Origin of the sequence: Chryseolinea sp. T2 (assembly GCF_037203685.1) — a bacterium.
Lineage (GTDB): Bacteria > Bacteroidota > Bacteroidia > Cytophagales > Cyclobacteriaceae > Chryseolinea.
On the sequence record NZ_JBBCAU010000011.1, the window covers coordinates 84,671 to 103,879 of the forward strand.

At 47.1% G+C, this 19,209-nt stretch carries 11 protein-coding genes; 9 read left to right on the forward strand and 2 right to left on the reverse strand.

Going from position 1 to position 19,209, the window contains the following annotated elements:
- Nucleotides 1-10: 10 nt before the first annotated feature.
- The 6 genes from WBG78_RS28040 to WBG78_RS28065 all read left to right on the forward strand — a co-directional run bounded on the left by WBG78_RS28040 (nucleotide 11) and on the right by WBG78_RS28065 (nucleotide 11,417).
- On the forward strand, nucleotides 11-1,558 hold the full coding sequence (locus WBG78_RS28040; protein ID WP_337329847.1) for a RagB/SusD family nutrient uptake outer membrane protein: 1,548 nt from the start codon (nucleotides 11-13) through the stop codon (nucleotides 1,556-1,558).
- 99 nt (nucleotides 1,559-1,657) lie between these two features.
- Nucleotides 1,658-2,986 (forward strand): NAD(P)/FAD-dependent oxidoreductase, encoded by a 1,329-nt coding sequence (locus WBG78_RS28045; protein ID WP_337329848.1) that lies wholly within the window; start codon nucleotides 1,658-1,660, stop codon nucleotides 2,984-2,986.
- A 477-nt stretch (nucleotides 2,987-3,463) separates the two neighbouring features.
- Nucleotides 3,464-6,547: a SusC/RagA family TonB-linked outer membrane protein gene (locus WBG78_RS28050; RefSeq protein ID WP_443092812.1), complete on the forward strand. Its 3,084-nt coding sequence runs from the start codon at nucleotides 3,464-3,466 to the stop codon at nucleotides 6,545-6,547.
- A gap of 20 nt (nucleotides 6,548-6,567) precedes the next feature.
- Entirely contained in the window at nucleotides 6,568-8,115 is a 1,548-nt protein-coding gene (locus tag WBG78_RS28055; RefSeq protein WP_443092807.1) for a RagB/SusD family nutrient uptake outer membrane protein, read from the forward strand.
- Between the two features lie 326 nt (nucleotides 8,116-8,441).
- On the forward strand, nucleotides 8,442-11,024 hold the full coding sequence (locus tag WBG78_RS28060; protein ID WP_337329851.1) for a M43 family zinc metalloprotease: 2,583 nt from the start codon (nucleotides 8,442-8,444) through the stop codon (nucleotides 11,022-11,024).
- A gap of 57 nt (nucleotides 11,025-11,081) precedes the next feature.
- Complete coding sequence (locus tag WBG78_RS28065) at nucleotides 11,082-11,417, forward strand: T9SS type A sorting domain-containing protein (protein ID WP_337329852.1); 336 nt, start codon at nucleotides 11,082-11,084, stop codon at nucleotides 11,415-11,417.
- Nucleotides 11,418-11,441: 24 nt separating this feature from the next.
- Here the strand turns inward: WBG78_RS28065 and WBG78_RS28070 are convergent, their stop codons facing one another.
- Together WBG78_RS28070 and WBG78_RS28075 are read right to left on the reverse strand one after the other, a co-directional pair.
- Nucleotides 11,442-11,912: a VOC family protein gene (locus WBG78_RS28070; RefSeq protein ID WP_337329853.1), complete on the reverse strand. Its 471-nt coding sequence runs from the start codon at nucleotides 11,910-11,912 to the stop codon at nucleotides 11,442-11,444.
- A 70-nt stretch (nucleotides 11,913-11,982) separates the two neighbouring features.
- Nucleotides 11,983-14,286 carry an AAA family ATPase gene (locus tag WBG78_RS28075; protein ID WP_337329854.1) on the reverse strand — a complete coding sequence of 768 codons (2,304 nt, stop codon included), beginning with the start codon at nucleotides 14,284-14,286 and terminating at the stop codon, nucleotides 11,983-11,985.
- A 73-nt stretch (nucleotides 14,287-14,359) separates the two neighbouring features.
- On the opposite strand from WBG78_RS28075, the gene dctA reads away from it, so the two are divergent.
- The 3 genes from dctA to WBG78_RS28090 all read left to right on the forward strand — a co-directional run bounded on the left by dctA (nucleotide 14,360) and on the right by WBG78_RS28090 (nucleotide 19,063).
- Nucleotides 14,360-15,637 (forward strand): C4-dicarboxylate transporter DctA, encoded by a 1,278-nt coding sequence (gene dctA / locus WBG78_RS28080; protein WP_337329855.1) that lies wholly within the window; start codon nucleotides 14,360-14,362, stop codon nucleotides 15,635-15,637.
- A 161-nt stretch (nucleotides 15,638-15,798) separates the two neighbouring features.
- A complete protein-coding gene (locus WBG78_RS28085) occupies nucleotides 15,799-18,234 on the forward strand; it encodes an ABC transporter permease (protein WP_337329856.1) in 2,436 nt (811 codons plus the stop codon).
- A 211-nt stretch (nucleotides 18,235-18,445) separates the two neighbouring features.
- Complete coding sequence (locus tag WBG78_RS28090; RefSeq protein WP_337329857.1) at nucleotides 18,446-19,063, forward strand: hypothetical protein; 618 nt, start codon at nucleotides 18,446-18,448, stop codon at nucleotides 19,061-19,063.
- Nucleotides 19,064-19,209: the final 146 nt, after the last annotated feature.

Sequence of the window (19,209 nt, forward strand, 5' to 3'; positions counted from 1 at the left end):
ACAAGGACAAATGAAAAGACATATCACATTGCTTTGCATCGCCTTGTATGTAGCGACAGGTTGTTCATCATCCTTCCTTGAGGAGCAGGATGCTTCCGACATCGCTCCGGAAACGTTCTTCACGACGCCAGAAGATGCGGAATCAGCCGTTAGAGGCATCTATGAAAATTTCAGATTTCATGGAGATGGTGCAGGCATTTTCAGCGCAAACTTTCAAATGCTGGATGCACTAAGCGGAACGGCGGAAACGGAGACAGGTCAAAATTCAGACTTGAATAATCTGTATAGTTATCAGTACACGGGGGATAATCTCCATCTTCAACAATGGTGGCAACAATGCTATGAAGGTATCGCGAATGCTAACTTATCCATTCAGAAAATTCCCACCATTCCAGCGATACCAGAAGCAGATGCCACGAAGTGGGTGGGGCAGGCGAAATTCCTGCGTGCATTCTATCATTTCTGGATCGTACAACTATGGGGTGATGCTCCGTTGATCACACGTCCTATCTCTTCATGGAACGATCCTGAAGTAAATGCACCTCGTGCCGCTACACAGGCCGTTTATGATTTGATCATACAGGATTTGAAAGATGCAGAAGCGGCTGGTTTTGCTGACACAGACGTCTCCGGATATGCCTCAAAATGTGCAGTGAAGTCTTTGCTCGCAAGAGTTTACCTGGCAATGGCAGGTTTCCCACTTAATAAAGGCGCTTCGTATTACCAGCTGGCAGCGGCCAAGGCTAAAGAAGTAATTGATTTTGCAGTTGCCAATCCAGCCAAGATTGGATTGTTTCCGAACTACGATGGTCTTCACAATCCGGGCAACAACAATCTGTTGGAGCATATTTTTCAGATTCAGTATGCTGCAGGTATCGCGAATGCAAACTATCAGACTTTCTTTCTGCCAAATAATACCAACATCACTGCCTCTGGTGAAGTAGGAACCACAGTTCCCACGGCAAAATTCCTCGCTACATACGAAGAGAACGACCGCCGGATTATGGAAAAAGGATTCTACTTTAAGGAATACTACCTCGGCGGCGGAACAGGCGCCCCCATTACACTTAATCGTCATTACATTTATAAGCACTTTGATGTAGTAGCCAATGGAAAGGCGGCGATAGGCGATCAGCCACCGATTGTCGGATCGGGTAATTCAGGCCTGAATTATCCTTTGATTCGTTATGCGGACGTGTTGCTTATCTATGCTGAAGCTCAGAATGAATCAGGTTTGAACACTGAAGCGTATAACGCATTGAAGTCGATCAGGGATCGGGCTGGCCTGGTAACACCTGATCAGGGAACATATAATCAGGCAACTTTCAGAGAGGCCGTATGGACCGAGCGTTGGCATGAGCTGAGCTACGAGGGTATCACCTGGTTCGATATGCTTCGCTTACGCAAAGTATATGATGTTGATTCAAAGAAATTCGTCGACTTCGCCGGTGCCGTCATCAACGGAGCTCCTTTAGCAACGAAGCATTACCTGCTTCCATTGCCGGCTGCAGATTTCAGAAATAATCCAAACCTGCAGCCCAACAACCCGGGATGGTAGGGCTGGGCGTACGACCTTACCTCATTGCCTTCAGAGCCTGTTCCAGTGGGGAACAGGCTTTTTTTTTGCATACATTGTCTTATTCAATGACTGTACGCTATGGTGAAAACGCCTTTGATAGATAAAAGTGACAAACGCCGTGTCGTTATTCTGGGGGGCGGCTTCGGCGGAGTGGAATTGGCAAAGGCACTGCATCACAGCGATGTGCAGGTGGTCCTCATCGACCGTCAGAATTTCCACACTTTTCAGCCCTTGCTATATCAGGTGGCAACGGCAGGAGTCGAACCGCAGTCCATTGTTTATCCCTTCCGAAAGATTTTCGACGACCATCCAAACTTTTACTTTCGTATGGCGGAGGCGTTGTCAGTTGATACGACCCGACAGATCGTTGAAACGTCTATTGGATATGTTAATTATGACTTCCTGGTCGTAGCGACTGGTGCGTCAACAAACTTTTACGGCAACGCAGAAATACAGCAGAAAGCAATTGCCTTAAAAAACATAGACGATGCGTTGTCACTCCGCAATACTATCCTCTCGAATTTCGAAAAGGCGCTCCAGATTAAGGATGATGCACAATTGAACAGCCTGATGGATTTTGTTATAGTAGGAGGTGGACCAACCGGTGTCGAGATTGCCGGTGCGCTCAGTGAGTTGCGTTCACATGTCTTTCCAAAAGACTATCCCGAATTGAATTTTGTAAAGATGGACATACACCTGGTACAGAGCGGAGACCATTTGCTAAAGGGCATGTCACTGGAAGCCGCCAGGCGATCAAAGGAGATCCTTGAGCGTGCAGGCGTGAAGTTGTGGCTGAATTGTCGCGTGAAATCTTACGATGGATTTACGGTAACACTGGACACAGGCGAGACACTATGTACGCGAACCTTGATCTGGGCCGCGGGTGTTGCGGGAACTTTGATCGATGGATTTCGCCCTGAGGCAGTAAAGCAGAATCGCTTAAAGGTAGATGCTTTCAATAGAGTGGAAGGTTACGATAATGTATTTGCCATCGGCGACATTGCCCTGATGTCTACCACTGAAAATCCGGAAGGCTTCGCCATGATGGCGCAGCCTGCAATTCAACAGGGAGGATGGCTGGGAAAGAACCTGGCCCGACTACTTAATAACGAGCAGCTCGTGCCCTTCAAATATCACGACCATGGCTCAATGGCAACGATTGGCAGAAATAAAGCTGTCGCCGACCTCGTCATATTTGGAAACACATACAAGACGCAGGGCTTCAAAGCCTGGTTTATCTGGATGTTCGTTCACCTGATCTCGCTGATCGGATTTCGCAACAAACTAATCGTTGTAATCAACTGGATGTGGAGCTACTTCACGTATGATACTGGAATCCGTTTGATCATTGGACGCCGGAAAGAAAACACGCCTGTTGAAGCAACAACTACAAAAGCCGTCGTGTAGACGCAGGGTCGGTTCGCTGCAATTCCAATTGTCCCGTAGAAGGCTGTTCTCCCCCGATCAGAGTGAGTTTGGATGCAAACGTGTTCTAACATGCGACAGCATTCGTTAGCGTTTAAACTATTCCCGCACAAACTTGGGGCATGTCTGCACTTTAATATTAACGGTAGATAATTGATATGAGTGGCGATGGTCATGTAAGGGTATTTTTGTAAAGCTTTGATTATTAGCCAGATGTAAAATTGTCCTTTCCCCTACGAAAATAGGACTTAGGCATTTTTTGGCGCTTTTCGCACTGTGAAGTTTTCGATTGCCAGCTTGTTAAATCGATTTCCAACCTGCTATTTTCCTATGAGTACGACTATAATACGTGTGCCCTATACGCAGCGTATTGGGAGCTCATGATCTAAATCAACCCTTAACCCTATTACTATGAGTAGACTCTATGAAAGATTGAGTTTGTCATTGGCCCTGCTGCTGATGATAGTATCGGTGGGCCTGGCGCAAGAACGACTTGTGTCGGGTACAGTCACCGACAATGAAGGAACAACCATGCCTGGCGTCAACGTTCTTGTGAAAGGAACACCAACAGGTACCGTGACGGATGCCAAAGGTGGCTTTTCGATCAACGCCCCATCTAACGCTACGCTGGTGTTTTCATTCGTCGGTTATATTACAGAAGAAAAGCCAGTAGGCGAGCAAACTAAGCTCGATGTTATGCTTACGGCGGATCTTACTGCATTGGATGAAATTGTGGTAATCGGTTATGGTACTGCAAAAAAGTCTGACTTAACCGGTGCTGTAGGCTCTGTAGATGAAGATCAGCTTAAGGAACGTCCTTCCTCATCCCTGAACCAGGGCTTGGCCGGCAAAGTGGCCGGTGTGCAGGTGAATAACAACTCTGGTCGTCCAGGTGGACGGTCAACGGTCCGTATCCGTGGTTTCAGTTCAATCAACTCTTCGAACAACCCATTGTACGTAATTGATGGTGTTCAAATGCCTCAAGGTACAAAAGACCAATTCAGCTCGGCGATAGATTACATCAATCCAAACGACGTGGTATCTATGGAAGTTCTGAAAGATGCCTCATCCACAGCTATCTATGGTGCGCGTGGTGCTAACGGTGTAATCCTGATTACAACCCGTCGTGGAAAATCTGGTGAAGGAAAAGTTACATACGACGTTGACTTTAGCGTTCCTACAAAAGGTCCTAATTCACGCGAAGTGTTGAATGCACAGGAGTATCTGGATACTGAAGACCTCGCATGGCAGAACATGGCGAAATTTGACCCTGTCGGTTGGAATGCCGGTAAATGGGCCTATCTGAACCCTGCTCTGAGAAGAACAGATCCTCGTATTTTTGACTCCAACCAAAAGCCTCTTTACGATACAGACTGGTTGAAGGAAACAACTCAACATCGCTTTTCGCAGAATCACCAATTAGGTTTTAGCGGTGGAAACGAGCGCACTACATACTCCCTTTCACTGGGTTACAGGAATGATGTCGGCTACGTGAAGACATCCTACCTTACCCGGTACTCTGGAAGATTTTCAATAGATGATCAGATCAAAAAATGGTTGAAAATCGGTGGTACTTTAAGCTACAACTATCAGACTGAAAACCTGGTCGACATCAACGACGCAGTAGCGCGTCAGATCGTTGAAGACTTCCCGTTCATGCCAGTAACTTATCCTGATGGCACGTTTGCAAATAACCGTGACTATCCTTATGCCGAAGGTACTTATAGCTCCATGAGCAGACTTTATGGCCGCAAGTATATTCTCAATACTCAAACGCTGATGGGAAGCGTGTTTGCGGACATCAACATAACCAAGGATCTTACCTTTAGAAGCGTGTTGGGAGCCAATGTGGTAACACAGGAAAATAACGAATCGAGCACCAGTTACTTAAGCCCTTCTGGTATTGCTACGGCTGCGACCAGTAACTCAAGAGAACCATTCTGGTCTTTCGAAAATTATCTGACTTATAAGAAGACGTTTAGCGATATCCATGCCTTCACCGGCCTCCTCGGAGCTTCATGGCAGCAAACGAACTACTTCATCATAGATCAGGGATCCCGTAATTTCCCGAGCGACTATTTCCTGTACAACAACATCGGAGCGGGTAGTGATAACAGAACTGTTTTTTCTAACGCGACAAGTCATGCATTGAACTCATACTTTGGACGTTTGGACTACAGTTTAATGGGTAAATATCTCGTGACTTTCACAGGTCGTGCTGACGGTTCTACAAAGTTTGGTGAAAGTAACAAGTACGCTTTCTTCCCTTCGGCAGCATTGGCATGGCGTGTTTCGGATGAATCATTCTTGTCTGACAACCGTACCATCTCCAACCTGAAGCTCCGTACAAGCTATGGTCTGACAGGTAACTCTGAAATACCTCCTTATTCATCTCTTTCCCTGCTGAGTTCGAATTACCGCGCCGTTATAAACGACGTTGGTGTAGGTGGAACTGGTATCAACAGATTGGCTAACCCCGATTTGAGATGGGAAAAAACAGCTCAATTCGACGTAGGTCTTGAGTTAGGTTTGTTCAATAACAGAGTGAACATCGAGACTGACCTCTACTACAGGAAGACTACTGACATGCTGTTGGATGCTCCCGTACCTCAATCAAGCGGATACGCAATCATTCGCAAGAACGTAGGATCTATGGAAAACAAAGGTGTCGAGTTTACCCTCACGTCAGTTAACGTTCAAAACAGCAACTTTACATGGAATACCACCTTCAACATATCGTTCAACACGAACAAGGTGCTTTCGTTGGCTACGCCTTCTGATATCTTTAACGTTGGTGGCCCTAACTTTACCAACCCTACCAACATTATTCGTGTTGGAGAACCTGTGGGTTCTTTCTGGGGCTTGCACAGATTGGGAACATGGAGCGAAGCAGAACGTGAAGAGGCAGCGAAATTCGTGAGCTACAGGAACGGTCTTACAATCCTGCCTGGTGATATCAAGTATGAAGACGTAAATGGTGACTACATCATTAACGACGCAGACAGAATGATCATCGGTAACGGTAGCCCTAAAGCATGGGGTGCGTTTACCAACTCTGTGAAGTTTAAACAACTTGATCTTACTCTCGAACTCCAGTACTCGTATGGCAACGACATCATGGATATGAACCTCCACCCAAGCGAGGATCGTCAGGCACTGGCAAACAGCTACAAAAGCGTGCTGAATGCATGGACTCCTGAAAACCAAAACACGATGATCGCTCAGGTACGCGATACCCGTGCAGGTTATGTAACCAACGTAGACACGCACTGGATTAAAGACGGTTCATTTATCCGCGGAAGAAACCTTGTACTCGGATATAATTTTGAGCCTGCGTTCCTTGACAGAATAAAAATGAGCAAGCTGAGAGTTTTTGCCTCTGTGCAGAACTTCTTCCTGATTGTTGATGATGAACTGTATGGAGATCCCGAGATCACTCCAACCAACCAGGGTGGAACCAACAGCGCCTTCTCACAAGGTATGATGTGGCACGAATATCCTAAGTCAACACTTTGGATGGCCGGCTTGAACATAGGCTTTTAATTAATTAAAAGATGATTGATATGAATAATCGTATTGGATATATAGGCAAAGTATTTCTGTGCGCAGCGTTGTTGATCGGCGTGTCAGGGTGTAAAGAATTCCTCGAGGAAAGTGACCCTTCCAACCTTACGCCAGAAAGCTTTTATACACTGCCAAAGCACGCAGATGCGGCAATCTTTGCCACATACGCCTCGACTCGATTCTATGGTGACGGAGCGGGAATCTTCTCGTCTAACTGGCAGCTGCTGGAGGCGCCCACTGGAACGACGACTACAGAAACAGCGCAAAATTCTGACCTGAACAACTTGTATACGCTTTCCTGGGACCCTAATACGGGTCACATCCAAAACTGGTGGAGAGGTCTCTATATAGTTGTGGCGAATGCGAACCTCGTAATTGAGAACGTTCCAGGCATTACCATGGATGAAGCGGCCAAGACTAAAGTAATTGGCGAAGCGCTTTTTCTCCGTGCCTGGGCTTATTTCTATGCCGTCAGACTTTGGGGTGATATTCCGCTAATACTTTCTCCTCAGTCAGCCAAATCTGAAGACTTCTTCCCTGGCCGTACGCCACAAGCTGAAGTTTATGCTCAGATCGTAGCCGACCTCGTGCAAGCTGAAGCTGCTGGATTACCCTGGACTGATAAGTCAGGACGTGTTTCGCAGTCTGCGATAAAGTCACTTCTGGCCAAGGTTTATCTGACGATGGCAGGTCAACCACTCAACAAAGGTGCAGAGTACTACACGCTGGCCGCTAACAAGTCGAAAGAGGTCATTGACAACGCTGGAACCATTCTTCTCTTTGATAACTATTACAAGGTTCACGATCAGTCGTTGAAGAACGTTGGAGAACATATCTTCATGATTCAGTACAATTTTGATGTAGCTGAAAATCCTATGCAGAACATGTTCCCGAACTTTAAACCAGTGAGTTATCGCGGCCCTTCTGGAACAGGCAGCACCATACCAACACAGGATTTTTATAAATCTTATGATGCCGGTGACCGTAGGACTAAAGATCAGGAAGGTTATTTCTACACGACCTACTATACCAATGGAAATGGCGCACCGTTTTCACTTGGCGCTCCTTACATCTTTAAGCACTTTAACATGACGGCCAACGGTACATCTGGTACTGCAGGCACTGCAAAAGATAACCTCAACGTACCTATGATTCGTTACGCGGAAGTTCTTCTTACATATGCTGAAGCGCAAAATGAAGTAAGCGGTCCTACACAAGCTGCCTACGATGCATTCAAGAAGATCAGAGACAGGGCCCAGCTAACAACACCAGACATTGGTACTTACACAAAAGCATCTTTTCAGCAAGCTGTTTGGAGAGAAAGGTGGTTGGAGTTGTGCTTTGAAGGCATCACCTGGTTTGACATGGTTCGCCTCAGAAAAGTTTATAACCACGACACTAAAGGGTTTGATGACTTTGTCGGACACATAAACAAGAATTCAAATCAGGCGTTGCAGGAGAAACACTTGTTATTCCCGCTCACAAGGCAGGAGATGATTAACAATCCAAGCCTTACGCCACAGAACCCTGGATATACTGGAATTTAATTTTTGTTTGGAGTATTATTATGAAGTTAACCCGCCAACCTTTTGGCGGGTTATTTTTTTTACGTGTAAAGTTAGCAGCCATCAACATGCCGCATTAGCCAGCGCGACAATCCGCCATTTGAAACACCTCCACATGTAGCCTGTTCGTCGCTGTTCCGGGGCATCCTGCATCTTTTTCCGTCGTCCGTAGTGGATACCGCTACCTTTGCTGTCTATATCACAGGATGCGATACATTCTTAACGTCAGTTGCTGCGTCTGAAACCAGCGGGCGATCGTTTGCGACCTGACTTTTAACTATCGCGATCCGTGATAAATCTGCCGACGCATGACATTCACCAAATCGCCCTCACATCTGAAATACATCGTGGTGATCGTCATAGCGCTGATGCACCGGACAACTTTCGCTCAGGACCGTTGTGGAACGGTGGACTTGCTGGTAAAGAAGAGAGGGGCATCCGTCGTTCGCGAAACAGACGAACAATTTGAGCAATGGATGAATGAGCGCACAGCATTGAGAAAGAAGCGTTCCGGAAGGACGTCAGCGTATATCATTCCCGTAGTCTTCCATGTTATCCATAAAGGTGAGTCCGTCGGAAGTGGCGTTAACATTCCCGATGCACAGCTTATTTCACAGATCGCTGTCCTTAACCGCGACTACAACAGAACCAACATAGACGCTTCTTCCACTCCGGCAGAGTTTGCGTCAACTGCTGGATCCATGAACATCGTATTCGTGCTGGCCAAACAAGATCCTAACGGCAATCCGACGTCAGGAATTGTTCGGGTTAAAGGCTCAAAAAGTCAGTATTCAACAAACGATGAGTCGGCTTTAAAGAGCATCAGTTACTGGCCTGCAGAAGATTATCTCAACATTTGGGTAACAGATCTTTCATCAACACTGCTGGGCTATGCGCAGTTTCCGATATCGGATCTTGCTGGCCTTGAGGACGCGGAAGATAACAGACTTACCGATGGTGTGGTGCTCGATTATTCCGTAGTTGGAAGCAACGAGGACGGCACATTTAATTTGTCGTCTAACTTCAATAAGGGCAGATCGGCCACACATGAAGTTGGCCACTTCTTTGGACTGCGTCATATATGGGGTGATGATAATGGCTCGTGCTCAGGAAACGGCGACTACGTGAGCGACACACCAAACCAGGCGAATAGTACAGACGGATGCCCATCTCACCCTCAAACAACATGCAGCCTTCATTCCATGTTTCAAAACTATATGGATTACACTAATGACGCGTGCATGAATCTGTTCACTGCTGGTCAGGTGTCACGAATGACCACGGTAATCGAGAGCAGCCCGCGCAGGGCCAGTTTATTGATTTCGAATGGTGCTTATGATCCAGCCCCGGCAGCTAACGACCTCGCGGTTGTTTCAATCGTATCGCCGTCAGCTAATTTGTGTGAAACGTCCGTCACACCCGTAGTTCGCATAGTTAACAAAGGCAGCAATGTCGTTGCGCGCGCTACCATTGCATTTGCCGCGTCCGGCGACACTGTAGTTTCGAATGTGGTTTTGCCCCATCTACTTTCTTCGGGCGACAGCGCAACGGTATCCCTGGATAACTTTGACTTTACCTCTGGCAACAACAGTCTGCTGGCCACCGTCGTTACAGTCAATGGCGAAGATGACAGCAAACCATCGGACAATTCAGTTACCGGAAGTACCTACGTTTACTTTGCAGCAACTATTCCTTACAGGCAAACTTTCGATCAGGACCCTGAAGACTGGAAACTCCTGGACGAAACGTTGGCTTGGGAAACCAACGCCGGGGCTACGGGATCAACATTATATGTCGATGCATTTAACGCCACCATAAGCGGAGAGGCTACTGCCATTACACCAAGATTTACTCTTAGTACTTCATCAACCTTTTTGATTTTCGATGTAGCATACGCGTCGTTGTCTGCCTCTGACGCCACCCGATTGGCCGTCTACGCACTGGGTGTATGCAGCGACGATATCAGCACTGGAACCTTGCTCTTCAGTAAGACAGGAAGTGATCTTGCCACCAGCCCGGCCAGCAGCTCAGTTTTTGCCCCAACGACCGTTTCCTGGCGTCAGGAGGTAATTGACCTATCGGCTTTGCCGGTCGGTCAACCAGTGCGATTCGCCTTTGTAATGACGACGGCCCAGGGAAACAACCTCTACATCGATAACGTGCATGTGGCCGATGGTGTTGCCGAAGATGTACAGCTCGCAGATGTAACAGATTTCAGTCCTGTGTCCTGCACATCAGAAAGAAATGTAAACATTACCATACGAAATAAGGGCACACATAATCTCGATCAGTTGCAGGTAGGATACTCAGTTAACGGTGTGCTGACCGACGTAAAGACATTCGACAACCTCGCGATTTCGGCCGGTTCAGCGGCCGTTGTTTCAATCAATGACATTTTAGTTACTGAAACCACGAACACAATTGAATTTCAGTTGTTAAGACCTAACGGGTTGTTCGATGTTCAGGCATCCAACGATTCATTCACCATCACAACTGCTGTAAATGGTGATCAGGACATCATTCCGCTTCGACAAACATTCGACAACGGGATGGAAAGCTGGACGAGTATCAGTCCATACGGTGGCACTGGCTGGCAACTAAACACCGGCAATGCAGATGCTACCGTCTCTCTGAATGCGAGTAACGTGGAGGATATACGGTCAGCCTGGCTCGCGAGCCCAGTGTTAGACTTTTCCAGTGCGTCAGAAGCGAGTCTGTTTTTCGACTATGCAAGCCTTCGTGCTGCAACTGGTTCGGGATCCCGGGCTGATTCCAGTGACACACTAAAAATCATGGTGTCCACCGATTGTGGCGCATCTTACGTCGCACAGCGACAGATCCCTTTATCCGTTGCTAATGATTCGGGAGTTCCTGTTGCCTCGATGCAATGAAGTAAACGATATGTAAACCTTAGCGGTTTCGCAGGACAACCCAACGTACGCGTTGCTTTGCAGATCAACCATCCGGGCAACGCCGTCTTCCTCAACAATGTTGAATTCTTCGTCTCCGCTGACTCGACACCCGTGGCAATAGATCAACCCTTTACGGTTTATGGCACCGACCCGTCTATCCCTGGAGATTTCTACATCACCTTCCATCTCGGCGAGCGGCAGGATGTTTCTTACGCATTGTTGGATATGACAGGAAGATCACTCACGACAGTGCAATTGTCCGACGTATTGAATCAAACTTATCAGGTACAACCGCCGGTGAGTGCGGGAATATACCTGCTGCGCATTCAGATCGGCACACAGGCATATACATCGCGCGTATTCATAGAATGACACGGATGAGCCCGGATCGGTCAGTTATTTGACCGACGTGTCATTGTTGATTTCAATCAAATGCCCGTCAGGATCTTTGAAGTAAATCTGCTTCACACCGTCAACACGAACAGTCGGTTCCTTTGCTGTGCCGGGCCAGTTAGTATACTCGACGTGATGTTTGTCGAGGTTTGTTATAAAAGCATCGATGTCTTTCACGCTGAAGCAAAGGTGATCGTTCCGGTCGCGCTCATATTGTTTTTTACCTCCTTCGATCAGGTGTAAATGACCGGCCTTCCCAATGGTGAACCAGGTGTGCTTTCCATCGTGGAAGGGCTCAGGGATTTGTTTCAGACTCAGGATTTCTTCATAGAAAGAAGTGCTCTTCTTCAGATCCGTTACATAAACGCCCACGTGATTGAGTGTAACCGCTATATCCGGGTTATCAGACTGTGCCAGTAGTGACGAGGTTGATGCGCAGCATGCTGCAATAAGTATTGCCGTAATGGTTTTCATTTTGTCTTTCAATTGAATTGATGATCGATGACTGTTGATTTGCCGGAATTCACCAGGTTGTCCCTGAAAGTTAGTGTAAATTATCACGAGTAACCAGATCAGAAATTACCGCTCGTAACATCCATACAGCGTACTTGCCCTGAAGGTGGGTTTCGAGGTCTGCCATCACAAAGCCATCTTTCATCTGTGCGATAGCAGCTGTAATTTCGTCTATCGCCTCTCTGTTGATCAAATCGGTGACCATAACGCGTCTGCCTTCTACGGATTCGGCCAGTTGATTTTCAATCATTGAGTGAGTGACATTAAGCTTTGTGGCAGTTTCGCCGATGTCACTTCCCTCTTTGACCATATGAACAGCGAGATCAGCAAGGTCAGGGTAGCCGGTTGATGAAGCCTTCTTCCTGCCTTTCCTCTTCTTGGACTTCTTCAATGGAACTTCGGCCAGAGCAGAAGCAATGGCCTCCTGTGCCTGTTCATTCGCCCGCTGTGCTTCTGAAAAGTCGAAGGTGTCACTACTATTTACAATGGCTTCGGCCAGAGCAAACACCTTCGCCACCTGCATCCAGTAGTGACCCATCAATTGATCGAGATCCGTCAGGTCATTTATATATTTCTTCCCCCGCTTCGCTTGCGTTGCTATGCGAATATGTTTTACAAGCGATTTGCGTTGTTCGAGGAGAAGTGATTGATAGTACCCCATTCCCTTCGACACCCTCGTGAGGAAGTCATCGAACTTGTCAGCCTCTGCCAACGCACGCAACTGATCCCGATACTTCCTTGTGTTCCCCGCCTCTGAAGCAATGGCGTCTGAGATCTGATGCGGAATATCGTGCATTGTTTTATCAGAGAGCGTAGCTTCAGCTGATGAACTTCTGATAAGATATGCCAGTTCACGTGCAAGCGGCTCAAAGTCGAACGTCTTACCCGTGAGCTCAATGAGGTATCTTTTTTGACGCAGGGATATTTCAGCGTCCAGTGCATCGGGTTTGTTATGATACTCATCGAAGGATACAATGAGCCGGTCCGTGCTGACAACTGATGGATCTATTCGCGTGCGCAAAATGAGACCTTCGATGGATCGAAGCCTTGACAACGCTACATATACCTGCCCGTCTGCGAATGCGGAACCTACATCAATGATCGCCTTTTCAAACGTCAAACCCTGGCTTTTGTGAACAGTTATCGCCCAGGCAAGTTTGACCGGATATTGTGAGAACGTTCCCGTAACGTTTTCCACCAGCTCCTTGGTTGATTCGGAAATAGTGTACTTCTTGTTTTCCCACATCACTTTTTGCAGGGTGTAACTGGCGTTGGTTCCCGCCATGATCACGACAACTGAGTCCCAGTTTATCTCTGACACCGTTGCAAGCTTCCCGTTGAAGTATACACCTGCTTCTGAATCGTTTCTGATGAACATGATTTGGGCTCCAACCTTAAGCTCAAGCCGCGCCGACACTGGATACATTCCCTCAGGAAAGTCATCCTGGATCTCTGCATCAAAAAATCTGGAGACGGAGGGAAGCGCCTCGAGCGCCCGACGATTCATCTCATCAGCCTTGTAATTGTGCGTCGTTAGCGTGATTACTTCCTTTAGCTCACGTATTGTCTCCGGAGTATGATAAAATTCATTTAATGTGTTGATGTCCTCATGCGTTGGACAATTGTGTCGCAGGTTATTCAGCAGATCGATAAAGATCCTGTCGCGTTGACGAAATATCTTATCCAACTCGACATAGCTAAATCCATCCTGCTGTAATGCTTTGGATTCAAAGAACCAGCTCGTGCGATAGAACTGCTGAAGTTTGTACTCTTCTTCTTTCTTAACTACAGGTGGTAGTTGATACAGATCTCCAATCAACAACAACTGAACTCCTCCGAAACGCTGGGCATAGTTATTTCTTGCATAACGCAGTCTGTAGTCGATCGCATCGAGAAGATCCGCCCTGAGCATAGAGACTTCATCTATTATCAGAAGGTCTATTGTTCGCAACACCTGTTTTCGCACACTATTGATAGGATGGCGTTTTGCCAGAACAGTCTCGGTGTACCAGTTGGCATTTTCCGTCGGTGGTTCCGCATAGTTCCTGTCCGGGATAAACATTCCAAACGGCAACAGGAATTGAGAATGGATCGTTGTACCTCCTGCGTTGAGAGCCGCTATCCCTGTGGGAGCCACAATAATGTGCTGCTTATACGTGTGCTCCGGAAGCGAGCGCAGAAAGGTGGTCTTTCCGGTTCCGGCTTTACCTGTGAGGTAAATATGCCGGCCGGTTGTGTTGATCAGGCGTAACGCCTGACTCATTCTTGAGGTGAACTGAAAACTTTCGGGCTGCTGCTCCATGCGCTCCTGGTCCTGCATGCAAGATACTGCCATGATGCAATAACAAAACACCCGTGGTTGCAATTCTCGCCGGCATTAGGTATATCGTTATGGTTTGCCTCAGCGCATGTTCAAAAAAATATTCACAAATCTGACTTTCTGGGTGTTGACTGCGATTACCGCAGGGGCACTACTTGGGCATTTTTACCCGGAGAAGGGCGTAGCGATGGAATTCCTGGGAAAAGGATTCATAAGCATCGTCAAGCTTTTTATCAACCCGATAATTTTCCTCACTATATCGCTCGGCATCAGTGGGATGAATGACCTGAAGAAGGTGGGACGGGTAGGGGGAAAGGCGCTCATTTATTTCGAAGTCATCACAACACTGGCCTTGATTATTGGCATCGTCGTCGCTCACGTCATACAGCCAGGTGTGGGAATTGTGACGAATCAGAGCGAAAGTAAGGACGTGGCAACGTATGCACAAAAAGCAAGCGACTTCAGCTGGTGGCATTTTTTCAGGGACAATGTTACCGTCCAGGTGGTGTTGGCCAGTATCATCGCCGGAATCGTTTTGAGCCATTTGCGTGTACGGGAGCGCATAGTGAAAGTGTTAACCCAATTGTCAAAGTATGTATTTAAAGGGCTGCACTTCGTAATGCTGTTCGCGCCGGTTGGGGCGTTCGGGGGAATGGCATACACTATTGGAAAGTACGGGTTAAGGACGTTGCTTCCGCTGGCGAAACTTATGGTAACTGTTTACACAACGATGGGACTATTCGTCTTTGTTGTTTTGTACCTGGTCCTCCGCTCGTATCGCGTAAGCCTTTGGAAGTTTCTGAAATACATAAGGGAGGAATTGCTCATCGTTTTGGGTACGTCCTCGTCGGAAGCTGCGCTTCCATCCCTCATGGAGAAACTGGAACGAATGGGGTGCTCGAAGCCTGTGGTCGGACTCGTTGTTCCTGCAGGTTATTCATTTAATCTCGACGGCACAACCATCTATTTGTCGATGGCTACCATATTCCTGGCACAGGCTTTTGGGGTTGATCTCAGCATCAATCAAATACTGTCGATTATAGGCATCCTGTTCGTCACGTCGAAAGGAGCGGCTGGTGTTACTGGCAGTGGATTCATAGTGCTGGCTTCAACATTAACAGCAGTGAAGGTTATCCCGATAGAAGGGCTGGCACTCTTACTGGGCGTGGACCGATTCATGTCTGAAGCGCGCGCCATTACAAATTTCATTGGCAACGGAGTCGCTACCGTATGGCTGGCAAACAATGAAAAAGAATTTGATCGTGACAAGATGCATGCTGCCTTTCACGACGTCCCATTCACTGAGAATATAGTGACAGACAACCTCGAGCAGCCCGACAACCCCCTTCCACACCGTCGCCGTTAACATCAGCCGGACTTCTAATTTGTGCGATATGGATACGCGCCTTCACCGTAACAAGGGTTGCAGCCTTGTAACATTACCGTACGAAGCCGTGTATCGTTTTTGATACACACTGATACCATGCTATGATGTATTGAATTGATTATCAGTGAAATAAATGTGGTATGGCCTTTGGATTAGCATGGCAATTCAAATTCCCTGACGACATGTTTCGAAGCAACATCCTACTCAGACTGAGGGCTCTCTGGCGAAACCGTACCCATGCGGCCGTGAACATCCTGGGGCTTTCGCTGGGCATCACCAGTGCCATCATAATTTTTCTAATTCTGAAGTTCGAATGGAGTTTTGATACATATCGTACGGACAGCGATCGTATCTATCGCGTCGTTACCTCTTTCGATTATGGAGAAAGAACCGGTTATAACTCTGGGGCTACCTATCCATTGGTTCCCGCCATGCGCAATGACTTTCCCGATGTTGAATATGCATCTCTCGTTGATGGTCAGCAGGCAGTTGTACGTGTACCCCGGGGCGACGGCCGATACGAGAAATTTCAGGAGGGCGGTATTGTCTTTGTAGACTCTTCCTATTTCGACATCATGCTGCAGGACTGGATTGAAGGTGATCGTCGTTCATTAACAAGACCAAACACTGTTGTGCTTGCCGCGTCTGTGGCTAAGAAATATTTTGGGGATGAAGATCCCATCAATAAGGTCATCAACTACAATAACGAATTCGATATTACGGTAACAGGTGTGGTTAAGGATCCACCGATGAACACGGATTTTAACTTTACGATTTATATCACCAATCAGCTCGGTGCAACAAAGCGCGGATGGGACAATTGGGGAGCCACTGCTTCCAACGTGAATTGCATTGTTAAGCTTCATGAAGGAGTAACACGTCAACAGCTGGAAACAAAAATGAAAGGCTGGCACATGAAGTACTTTACCGGCGACAACGCAGACGATGGCAAGAACAGAACATACTTCCTTCAGCCAATGGCCGAAATGCACTTTAATGAGCACTTCTGGAATCCGGGTGGTCGCGTCGTCTCGAAGTCGTCTTTGCTTACGATGGGACTTATCGGTGCCGTATTACTGCTCACAGCCTGTGTAAACTTCATCAACCTCAATACAGTATTAATTATCGATCGGTCAAAGGAAGCCGGAGTACGAAAAGTGATGGGCTCCAGCAGGTCGCAACTGATTAGCCAGTTCCTCGGTGAAACGATCATGATCACATTTATCGCATTATTGCTCTCTTCGGGACTGGTTGAACTTATGCTCATGCAGCTGTCGCCTTTGCTCGGTTATCGTCTGGCGTACCGCCCATTTTCAGATGCCAGTACATTTATTTATCTGACGGGTGTTGTTTTAATCGTAACGGTCTTAGCTGGGCTGTACCCCGCTATGAAACTGGCGGGTTTCCAACCAGTGAAGGCATTGAAGAACAAGATCGGCGGAGATATTCAGCGCGGCATGACTTTGAGGAGATCGCTTATCGTGTTTCAGCTGCTGACCTCCCAGGTGCTGATTGTCTGTACTATTATCGCCATAGAACAGATCAACCATTTTATGAAGCAGCCGCTTGGTTTGAATAGCCATGCCGTTGTAGAATTTCAGATCCCTGAACGTGGACCGGAAAGAATGCGCACGCTTTCGGAACGTATGTTGGCTATTCAGGGAGTGGAGAATTTTTCAGCCAGTAACACGGGTTCAATCGCTGATGGTCAGTGGTCAGGAGACTATGAAGCAAAAGTGAACGGTAAGCTGATCAAAGATAATGCCGTTGCCAAACTTGCCGATGCGAACTATGTAGAGACCTACGGAATTCAATTGCTGTATGGAGAAAATCTAGTTCCTGCCGATAGTGCCACAAGGTTCATCATCAATGAAACTATGGCAAAGGCATTGGGATATTCCAATCCGCCGGAGGCTATTGGCACGCCTATTAACATGTGGGACCGCAAGGCCGTGGTGACCGGAGTTTTCAGGGATTTTAATGCTAACTCATTGCACGGTAAAATCACTTCGACAATTGTCTTTTGTGATGCAAATGCCTATTACAAAGGAGCTGTACGTCTAAGGACTGAGAACATGACTGAAACACTCAAAAAAGTGCAGACAGTTTGGGAGGATATTTTTGATACGCACATTTATGAATACAAGTTCCTTGACGATACAATTAAAGGATTGTACGACGCCGAGCGCCGCGTGACAAGATTGGTTGCTTTGTTTGCCGGCGTAGCAATTTTTATTGGATGCATTGGGCTATTCGGGCTCATTTCATTTATGGCGCGCAGCAAGACCAAGGAAGTAGGGATCAGGAAGTCACTAGGTGCTTCCGTAGGCCAGGTAGTAATGCTGTTCTCGAAAGAATTTTTGATTCTTGTAGGCGTCTCGTTTGTCTTATCAGTGCCCATAACCTACTACTTCATGAACAAATGGTTGAGCAACTTTGAATACAGGATCTCACTCAATGCTCCGACCTTCCTGATGGGTGTTGCTTTTACTTGCTTTGTTGTATTAGTCACCGTTGGCTTCAGGTCATATAGGGCAGCCGTTGCGAACCCCGTTGATGCCCTTCGGGATGAATAAACTTTATTGTGGTATTTAAGTTGTATTTCAAATGAAGGCGCCATTGGCGTCGCGTACGAGGCCGGAATAAGAAACGGTATCCCGACGAAGGTTGCGGTGACCCCAATGGCTTTCTATTTCATTTCCTGATGCAACTCATTTTCGAACCTGACAATTGCCAGCTTCCGGATGTCAGGTGAGCGTTAGCTTTGGTTACTTTAACAACATAACCATGGCACCCGAAGGATTCACTATTTTTCGAAGCAGACTTGCTGCGGGTCGATTGCTGGGTGAACGCCTCGCAACCAACTTGAAAGGAGAAATTATTGTAGTTACTGTCTCGGCCGGCGGATTTCCAGTGGCTGACAGTGTCGCTGGCATTATGCATGCGGTCACTGTATATCTTCCTACATTATATATTCCCGATCCTGCGAATCCGAAGAAGACTATTGGGGCGGTCAATTTTGGTTGTGCTGTCACGAATGATGAAGGTAACGAGCTGCCCGGAAATTATGTTTACAGGCAGGTGCAGCAGTTGCAGCAAGAGCTTAAAAGCAATTTTGTTGATCAGTCCGCAGTATTCAACAAAGTCCTTTTGAATAATCAGGTGGTAATTGTGAACGACGTTGTAGAGAACGCGGCATCTGTAATTGCTGCCATCAGGTTGATCAGGGGTTATCAGCCGAAGTTGCTGACGCTCGCTACGCCTGTCATTACTGTAGATGCATACATGAAAATAAGGGAGGAGGTTGATGACATTGTTGCGCTTGAGACGGTTTCACCTCACATGGTCGCGCATGCATTTAATAGCGATGACTACCTGGAGTTTATTGATGAGATTCCAACATAGTCTGCTTTTTCTCCGTTCTCGCCATTTCCTACGTATCATCAGTAGGTGAGGATCTATCGTGTTCTGGGAGCCGATGGTCTGCCTGACTGTCTGCCCTCACCAGTCATTGCTTTCAACGTAGCGGTGTATTAGATTGGAGAGCGTAT